Raw genomic sequence first — 9105 nt, 5'->3', positions numbered from 1 at the left:
TCTGTGAAATATGAGTGGCTCTATTTAAACGAATTCAGAACGGTAGCCGAGCTGTACCAAGGGCTGGAAAAATACTTCCAGTTCTACAATACTGAAAGGCTACATCAATCACTGAACTATAAAACACCTCAGGCAATACACTTTGGCTGAGGACTTCAACAACAGTCGGAACATAACTTAAAAAGTGGATCTTGTGGTCTAGACAATGGGGTCCACCATAATGTGAACATATTGATTCAATGATTGATGATTACGTTAAAGATGATTCAGCGCTAGTATACAAATCGTCTCAAGGTTTAGTCATTATCACAGGGTGTTCTCATGCTGGTATATGCAACATTATCGAGTATGCAAAAAAAGTCTGTGGTGATAGCAGAGTTTTAGATGTAATTGGTGGATTTCATCTTCTTGAACCTAGCAGGGTTCAATCAGAAGGCACACTAAAATATTTCAAAGAACAAGATATAAACAACATTCACCCATGCCATTGTACAAGTCTAGAGCACAAAATTAAGCTATCAAAATCAGTAAATGTTTTGGATGTAGGTGTTGGCTTATCACTAGTTCATCAATAGTTTAAGTTTTCTGCCTGGTCCCGGAACATAGATGCAATGAATCCCGTTGAGCAAATAAATAGAATAAAGCACACCCTTAGTTAATTGACCTCCGGCGGAGTCGGAGGCTTATTTGATGACGCCCTCAAAGGGCTTTTATTGTGCCCAAGGGCGCTGATAAGAATCCAGGCTCCAACCCTCACCCAAACCCTCTCCCAGAGGGAGAGGGCCGGGGTGAGGGAAAGCCATTAATCATTCAGGGTGGAGTTAGCAGGATCAGCTACCGAAGCCTCGATCAAACCTATGGGAGTCTCCCCGGCATAGCCGGGGGTTTACCTAATGATTAATTAACCAGCCAGACTCGGAAAACTGGGTTCTCTCTTTATTTTTTGGAGTACACATGCGAATAGAGGTATTAATTGCAGACTATTCAGACAAAAAACATGCTAATGATCTGATTTCATTGCTCGATGATTATGCCAAAGACCCGATGGGTGGAAATGAACCATTACCTGACTATGTTAGAGAGAACTTGGCAAGAGAGCTCAGTAAAATTCCACATGCATTTAGCATTCTCTGTTATGTCGATGGCAACCCTGCTGGGTTTGCAAATTGTTTTGAGGCATTTTCAACATTTAAATGCAAGCCTTTAATTAATATCCACGACATTGCCGTTAAAAGCGAATATCGGGGTAAGAGATTAAGTCAGATTATTATCAATAAAATCGAAGAAATAGCTAAGAATAAAGGGTGTTGCAAGATTACACTTGAGGTTCTAGAAGGCAATAAGCCAGCGCAAAATGCATATCTCAAGCATGGTTTTAAGCCATATCAGTTAGACAGTAAAAATGGCAATGCTCAATTTTGGCAAAAAGACGTAATAAAAACCAACAACCTTGACTAACCGGGCATACAGTCTATTTTCTGCTCTGAATCCACGAGTAATCTCAACTTAATCGGGTAAGTACTTGGCTCTTCCGGATATAACCTTTTCAAGGCTCACAGCCCAAGTCGCAGATCTCTCTGTCCCATTCTGCCCCAACCAACCGGATGTCCCTATTCCCTGCCCCTGATCAATTTTCTTGCAGGCCCTCTGTGACACACTTGAAAAAAATGATTACAAGATAAGGGCACCTCATAATTATGTACAAAGATCAAAACCAGCTGGTTTCTGACATCATGCGCAACAGTGTGATGGGGCAGATTCAAGCTTTGCAGACCCTTGAATCCCGCATCAATGGCAGCTTTAATGCCGCCCTTGAGTTGCTGGCAGAGTGCCGGGGGCGGGCCATTCTGTTCGGTATGAAGCAGTCTGGCCTGGTAGGCCAGAAAATTGCTGCAACACTTTACGCAACCGGTCTTTCCACCCACATTCTGAATCCTGCGGACACCTGGCAGGACAACCTGAGCATGATCGGCCCGGGGGATGTCATTGTCATGCTGTCCTGGAGCGGAAAAACAGAAGAACTCCTGCGTCTGTACCCCTCCATCCGGCAGATGGGCAACAAGGTTATTGCCATCACGGGAGACCCTTTGGGTCCTGTGGCACAACAGGCCGATATTGTTCTGGATGCCAGCGTCGAGGAAGACAGGGAAGACCGCGAACAGGCACCCACTACTTATACCACCGTTCTTCTGGCCATCGGAGACCTGTTGGCCGAAACCCTGGTCAGACGACGCATGTTCAGCTCCCCCCAGGCCCAAAACAGTGACCAGAAAATGGTCTGGGTCAGGGATGTCATGACCCGGACAGACATCGCATCGGTGACGCCCGACAGCAGCCTGCGCAAGGTCATGCAGACCATGACCAGCCATCGAACCAACCTCTGCCTGGTCATGGAGGACGATCGTCTCTGTGGAATTATCACCGACGGTGACCTTCGCCGGAACCTGGCCGGAGCGGAGAGCCTGAGAGGCATTAAAGCCCGAAATATCATGAATGCTGCCCCGGTCTGCGTCCAGGAGAACATCAGTGCAGAAGAAGCCCGTTCCCTGATGAAGAGCCAGGGCTTTCACACCCTGGTGGTCAAGGACCAGAATCAGCAGGTAATCGGCCTCCTTCCCATGGACAATGTCTGACCGGCAGTGCTTCCCAATCAAAAGCAGGGCAACCTGAAGGTTACCCTGCTCACTTCTTCTGTTCTTCCCTTTCCCATCGCCCTCCCGGAAACACAGTCTGTTAATACCCGCTTTGGCAGCCAGCCCCGTTTTCTTCCATAAGCTCTCAATAAAACTGCTAAGTTAATACTCAAGAAGAACGGAGCAACGTTTGTCCTCACTCACCCCCACGAAGCGAACAAAATGCGAACAATAATACTGCTGATGCTGTTACTGGCCAGCTATGCGCAAGCAAACCTTAAAGGCCAGAACCAGGAGCAGAAAGGGTACTACCGCTACCCCACTCTTTATGATGACCGGCTGATTTTCACCGCAGAGGGCGATCTGTGGTCTGTCCATCAAAAGGGCGGTACCGCTTCCCGCCTGACCACCAACCATGGCGAGGAAACTCATGCATCGGTTTCTCCCGACGGCCAATGGATTGCGTTCACCGCGGAGTATGAGGGGGCAAGAGAGGTCTATATCATCCCTTTCAATGGAGGGATGCCTAAACGACTGACTTACTCCGGGGAACAGGCTCTGGTTCGCGGGTGGTCTCCTGACCAGCGGATTCTTTATGCATCCAGCAAATCCGCAGCCTTTGATGACCAGCTGCAGCTGTTTCTGCTGGACACCAAGACGGGAGAGTCAAGCCCGATTCCCCTGGCCCAGGCCAGTGATGGCGCCTATGGCTCTGAGGGCAAAAACCTGTTCTTTGTGCGACAACCGGATGAATCCAGCTATCCCAGAGGGTACCGGGGCGGAGCCGCCCTCAACATCTGGCGATTCAGCAAGGGCAAAGAAGCGGTGGGCATTACCACAGACTTCCCGGGCACCAGCAAGCACCCGATGATCTGGCAGGACCGGCTCTATTTTGTCAGCGACCGGGGTAAAAACCAGGTTCAAAACCTCTGGTCTGTCAGCATTGGCCAGGATGGCAAACAGGGAGCAGACCTCCGACAGCACACCCATGAAGATCAATTCGACCTGTACACCCCCAGCCTGCATAAGGGCACCATCGCTTACCAGTCCGGTGCAGACATCGTCCTCCATGATTTGAACACAGGAAAAAGCACCCGGCCGGACATACGGCTGGCCTCTGATTTTGAACAGAGAAGGCCTTATCCGGTGGGTGATCCAATGAAGTACCTTTCCAGTGCAGATCTTTCCGAAGACCTCCAACGACTGGCCGTGGTCGCCCGGGGAAAGCTGACCACTCTGCCCACCGGCAAAGGACGGATCAAGCACTACGACACCTGGGACAGTAAACTGTTTTTCCAGGCCGCCCGTTTTATACCCGGCAGCAGAGACCTTCTGGTTCTGGCCGAACAGGGTAAATCCCAGTCCTTCTGGAGAGTGCCAGAAACCCCGGGCGCCAAACCCAGGCTACTTCACCAGACCAGGGAATCGGTGGCATCCGGCCCAGTTCTATCCCCTGATGGCACAATGGTGGCATGGAGTGATGCCCGGCGGAGCCTGTTCATCACTCAGCTGGAAAACGGCAAAACCCGTGAAATTTACCAGGAAACCAGGGGGAGCAGCGCACCCCAGGAAATGGTCTGGTCACCGGACAGCCAGTGGCTGGTCTTTGCCAGAGAATCCGACAACCAGAATGTGCAATTATTGATCACCCACCTCCAAAAAGGCACGATTGAGCCCATCACCTCTGAGCGGGTCCATAGCACCAACCCTACATGGAGTGCCAGTGGTGACTGGCTGGTATTCAACTCCAGCCGCTACTACCGTTCAAAAGTGCTGCATTCTTTCGAGCAGAATCAGCAGGAACCTTATTCTGACACCAACACCGGCATTTTTGCCCTGGCAATGAACCCGGATGCCCAATGGCCCTACACCGAGCCCAACGAGTTACTCCAGCCTGAAGAAGGCAGAGGAAACGAAGAAGGAAAAGAAGAGCAGGCAGCGAATGTATCCATAGAACTCAAGAACCTGGACCGGCGCCTTTACCGGTTCCCACTGCCTGCTGCCAACTACACCGATACGCGTATTGCTGATGGACACCTGGTATGGATGGAGCCTGTAAGTGCCCAGTCTCAGGATATTTTCCGGCTTCAGGCTCTGCCCATTGGCGATCGGGAGGCACAACCCCAGACCCTGGTCAGCAATGTCAGGCATTACCAGACGACCCGAAACACGGAAGAGCTCCTGGTGCTGAGAGGGGAGCAGCTTTACCTGATTCCTGTTTCGCTGGCCAGTGACAACATAGATGCCTTCCGGATTGATTCTGACCCGTGGCAGTTGAACGTTAACCCTGTGGATGAGTGGCACCAGATTCTCAATCAGACCTGGAAACATTATAACAACCACTTCTATGACAAGGGCATGCACCAGCTAGACTGGAACGCCCGCCTTGAACAGTTTCGCCCTCTGGTTAACCGGGTTGCCGACCGCAGTGAACTCAACCATGTAATGCACCAGATGCTCAACGTTCTTGGCACCATGCACCTGTATCTGGGGGGAGGCGCTGAACGGTATAACCCCATATGGCAGGAAACCAGCTGGCTGGGGGCGGTCCTGACGCGACAGGACAAAGGTTACCGGATTGAACGTATCTACCGGACTGACCCCAGTTACCCGGAAGAACGTTCGCCACTGGCCAGGCCCTCAGTGAACATCCGGGAAGGGGATGTTCTCACGGCCATCAATAACCACTCCCTGGCGGAAAACCGGCCAGAAGTGTTATTACTGGATCAGGCGGGTCAGCAGGTACTGCTTGAATTTCAGCGCCATGGAGAAAAATCGTCTCGAAAGGAAATTGTCTACCCGGCTTCCGATCAACGAAACAGTGAGCTGCGCTACCAGGACTGGCTGTTCACCCGCCAGGAAAGGGTGGAAAAAACAGGGAAAGGAAAAATTGGCTATGTTCATCTCAGGGGAATGGAGTCGGATGATTTTTCTGACTGGGTACGACAGTTTTATCCGGTTTACCGCCGGGAAGGCCTGATACTGGATTTACGGTACAACACCGGTGGCAGTATTGACAGCTGGATTCTCAGCCGACTGATGCGCAAGGCCTACAGTTTTGAAAGCATACGCAACCAGACCCACCACTGGATTATGCAATATGCCTTTCAGGGGCATCTTCTGGTTCTGGTGAATGAACACACTTTCTCCAGCGGCGAGATGCTGGCAGACGGTATCAGGGCGCTCAAGCTCGGGCCGATCCTGGGCCAGAGAACCAAGGGCGGGCACGTTTGGCTGTCAACTATGCCGCTCATTGACCAGGGCTTTCTGAGCGTGCCCATGGCCGGGCATTTCTTCAAGAACCGGCAATGGGCCTCGGAAAGCATCGGCACCGAGCCGGACATTCCTGTGGATAACCTTCCCCATGCTACTTACCAGGGAAAAGATGCCCAGCTGGACGCCGCCATCCACAAACTTCTGGAAACCATTGCCAGGGAACCTGTTCAGCTGCCTGCTCCTCCCCAGGGGCCCATAACCAATCATTAATATCAGTCAATAGATGTTCATTTCAAAAAAATATTATTTCATTTTTGTGATGATATAGCCTTAGAGCACAATGTACTGAATCTGTTTATCAGGAGTAAATGCGCTATGTTCATCTTTGGCACCTTGAAAAAAGGCGGTTTCTCTAATGGTAAAAAAAACAAACACTCATCGCTTCTATTTTTACTGACCAGTTTATTTTTCATGGCCATAAGCCTGAATGTCTCCGAAACAGTGAACGCGGCTCCCCTTAAGGATGAAGACAATGATCAAACGTATGCAGACGCCTACCGGGAACTGGATCCTTTTCTTTTTGAATTAATCAATATTGATCCTTCATCAAAAACGGGTCTTGGACATGAAAGCGACGATGACCTGGTTCTGGATGGTGAGTCGGATCATGCCAGAGTCAAGCGTGTAGCGGGTGGACAATCTGTACTATGGCAACTCTATCCGTGGCTGGGTGGCCTAGAACAAATTGATCGGGATGACCGTTATAAAAAAGACTTTGAATACAACACACCGGCCCCGAAACCAAGCACAGCATCAAGCACTGCAACCACCACCACATTGCCAGCCACAACCACAGGCCTAACCAATAATACGATGACCGTTACCCCCCTCACCCAGCTAATAACAACAACTGTAAAATCCAGGTTCTCTGCGACCGATGATTTTGAATGCTCTGCCGTACTGGTTCATCGTTACTGGGCAATGACGGTAGCCCACTGCCTGGAAAGAAATGTCTCGGAAAACACCAAAAAATACGTAAAACTGACTTTTATCAATCCGGCCACAAACAAGCTGATCAAAAGAACAACGAATCTTTATGTAAGGCACCCCAATTATTTTGATACCGGGGACAAAAAGCCCAGAGAGTTCCACAATCTCCAGGCATTACCCTCCTCAATGACCATGGTAAACGACATTGCTTTTATCAGACTGAGAAGACCCATTGATGAAATTCCTCCAGTAAAAATAAAGTGGCGTGAAATCAGCGACAGTGACATTGAAAAAAGACAGCTCAAGGCAAAAGTATGTGGATGGGGAAAAACAAAGGCTTCCGGAGATTATGCCGATCAACTGCAATGCGCTTCCCTGCGTTTAATCTCTGGCAGTAAATGCAATGAACTCTATAATCCCTTTAAAGAATACAAGCGGGTGAGTGTATCAGATAGAGAAATCTGTGCAGCGGATCTTCCGGATTACATGAAAGATGCCTGTAAGGGAGACAGTGGGGGGCCCCTGTTCCAAATGCACAGGAATAAAAAGACGGGAATAAAAGAGCCTTATGTCATTGGCCTTGTATCCTCCGGAGACCGCTGTGCCAAAAAGCATAAGCCGGGAACCTATACCCGGCTATCCAGCTTTGAGCATTTTGGTCGGTGTTTCATTGAAGACAATATGAAATGTGACTACCTGATCAATTTCTATGAAGATAAAAAATTGAACAAATTTCCTGATTTCTTATAACCTCTGTATTTCACTGGCCCAGTCTGCTTGAATAAGGCTTTTCAGGCAGGCTCTTCCACAAAATGATGGACACCATTGACCGAAAAATCCTTCAGCAACTGCAACAGGACACCACTCTTTCACTGGCTGAGCTGTCTGAGCGGGTCAGCCTCTCCCCCACTCCCTGCTGGAAACGTATCAAACGGCTCGAAGCGGAAGGCTATATTACCGGCAGGGTGGCACTGATCAACCCGGACAAAGTCGGCCTGGGGGTCTCCGTCTTCGTTAACATTAAAACCCACCACCACAACAGTCAGTGGCTGGAGTTATTTGCCGAAACCGTTGGCAGTTACCCGGAAATCGCCGAGTGCTACCGGATGAGCGGTGAATACGATTATCTGCTCAGAGTCGTAGTAAAGGATATCCAGTCCTTTGACCGTTTCTATAAAGAACTGGTCAATTCCGTTGAGGGTCTTGCAGACGTCACCTCCAGCTTTGCCATGGAGCAGATCAAATATACGACTGCATTACCTCTATAGCAGTACGACATTCAACAATTAATCCGGTTCCAGGATTGATTCAGCCGCCACTGTGGAGTTAAATGCCCCTTAAATTCCTTCCCATCCGTTCATAGCTCAAGACCCCCATGATGATTTCCTTCAGCCGATACTTTTTGTCCCTTTTCCTGGTCATCCCATTTCTGGGCCACCTGACCACTGCCGAAGCCGCCTCAAAGCAGGAGCTGGACGCGGAAGTTAAAGCCACACTTAACAAGCTGTATAAAGAGCGCCCTTCCGCCAGGGAATTAGGCCAGAAAGCCAGAGGCGTTCTGGTGTTTCCCACGGTTATGAAAGGCGGTTTTGTGGTTGGCGGGGAATATGGGGAAGGCGCTCTTCTGGTCAAAAACCGCACGGCTGGATACTACAATACCGTCTCCGCATCGGTGGGTTTTCAACTGGGAGCACAGGCCCGCTCCCAGGTCATTATGTTCATGACCGACAAAGCGCTGAAGGACTTTCGCAACCGGGACGGCTGGGAAGCCGGTGTTGATGGCAGCGTAGCCATTGCCGAATTTGGTGCCGGAGGCTCCATCAGCACGGAAACCGCCAAAGCGCCCATCATCGGCTTTATTCTGGACAACAAAGGACTGATGTATAACCTGACCCTGGAAGGTTCAAAAATCAGCAAGATCAAAAAATAAGCTCAGTGCCTTTTACCAGGCAGCCTGCCAAACAACAACAGGCTGCCAGATATACCCAAAGGATTTCAAGGTGCTACACGGCGGCAAAAGAGTGAAACTTTTAGGCCCTCGGGTCCCAGGGGCTTAGATCAACTAAGTGACTGGAGTGAGCGAGAGCAGCCAACAAAGTAGCAACTTGAAAGGCGACGGGTATAGACTCAGAAGTTATATGCATTAGTTCAGATCTGATCTGACAATTCCCTCTTCAAAAAAGGGAAGGGTTACCGATTTAGATAGAGGGTGAAATCACTGAAATCTAAATCGTAAAAAGGTAACCCTTATGATTCATACTAATCA

8 protein-coding genes are annotated in these 9105 nt (G+C 49.6%); all 8 read left to right on the top strand.

The window, feature by feature from the left end:
* The first annotated feature begins 3 nt into the window (after positions 1-3).
* Positions 4-150, top strand: coding sequence for an integrase core domain-containing protein (locus ACNRUY_RS25030; protein ID WP_488110674.1), 147 nt, complete (start codon positions 4-6; stop codon positions 148-150).
* Between the two features lie 89 nt (positions 151-239).
* Entirely contained in the window at positions 240-575 is a 336-nt protein-coding gene (locus tag ACNRUY_RS25025; protein WP_488114396.1) for an MBL fold metallo-hydrolase, read from the top strand.
* A gap of 379 nt (positions 576-954) precedes the next feature.
* A complete protein-coding gene (locus ACNRUY_RS25020) occupies positions 955-1458 on the top strand; it encodes a GNAT family N-acetyltransferase (protein WP_488114395.1) in 504 nt (167 codons plus the stop codon).
* Between the two features lie 239 nt (positions 1459-1697).
* Positions 1698-2633 carry a CBS domain-containing protein gene (locus tag ACNRUY_RS25015; RefSeq protein ID WP_488114394.1) on the top strand — a complete coding sequence of 312 codons (936 nt, stop codon included), beginning with the start codon at positions 1698-1700 and terminating at the stop codon, positions 2631-2633.
* A gap of 222 nt (positions 2634-2855) precedes the next feature.
* A complete protein-coding gene (locus tag ACNRUY_RS25010; RefSeq protein WP_488114393.1) occupies positions 2856-6119 on the top strand; it encodes a S41 family peptidase in 3264 nt (1087 codons plus the stop codon).
* A gap of 201 nt (positions 6120-6320) precedes the next feature.
* Positions 6321-7589, top strand: a complete 1269-nt coding sequence (locus ACNRUY_RS25005) for a serine protease (RefSeq protein ID WP_488114392.1) — start codon at positions 6321-6323, stop codon at positions 7587-7589.
* Positions 7590-7651: 62 nt separating this feature from the next.
* A complete protein-coding gene (locus ACNRUY_RS25000; RefSeq protein WP_488114391.1) occupies positions 7652-8107 on the top strand; it encodes an Lrp/AsnC family transcriptional regulator in 456 nt (151 codons plus the stop codon).
* Positions 8108-8214: 107 nt separating this feature from the next.
* Complete coding sequence (locus ACNRUY_RS24995; protein ID WP_488114390.1) at positions 8215-8769, top strand: BPSL1445 family SYLF domain-containing lipoprotein; 555 nt, start codon at positions 8215-8217, stop codon at positions 8767-8769.
* Positions 8770-9105: the final 336 nt, after the last annotated feature.

Source organism: Endozoicomonas sp. Z74 (assembly GCF_057680865.1).
The sequence above is the reverse complement of the archived record's forward strand: the minus strand, read 5'-3'. Positions and strand labels throughout refer to the sequence as shown.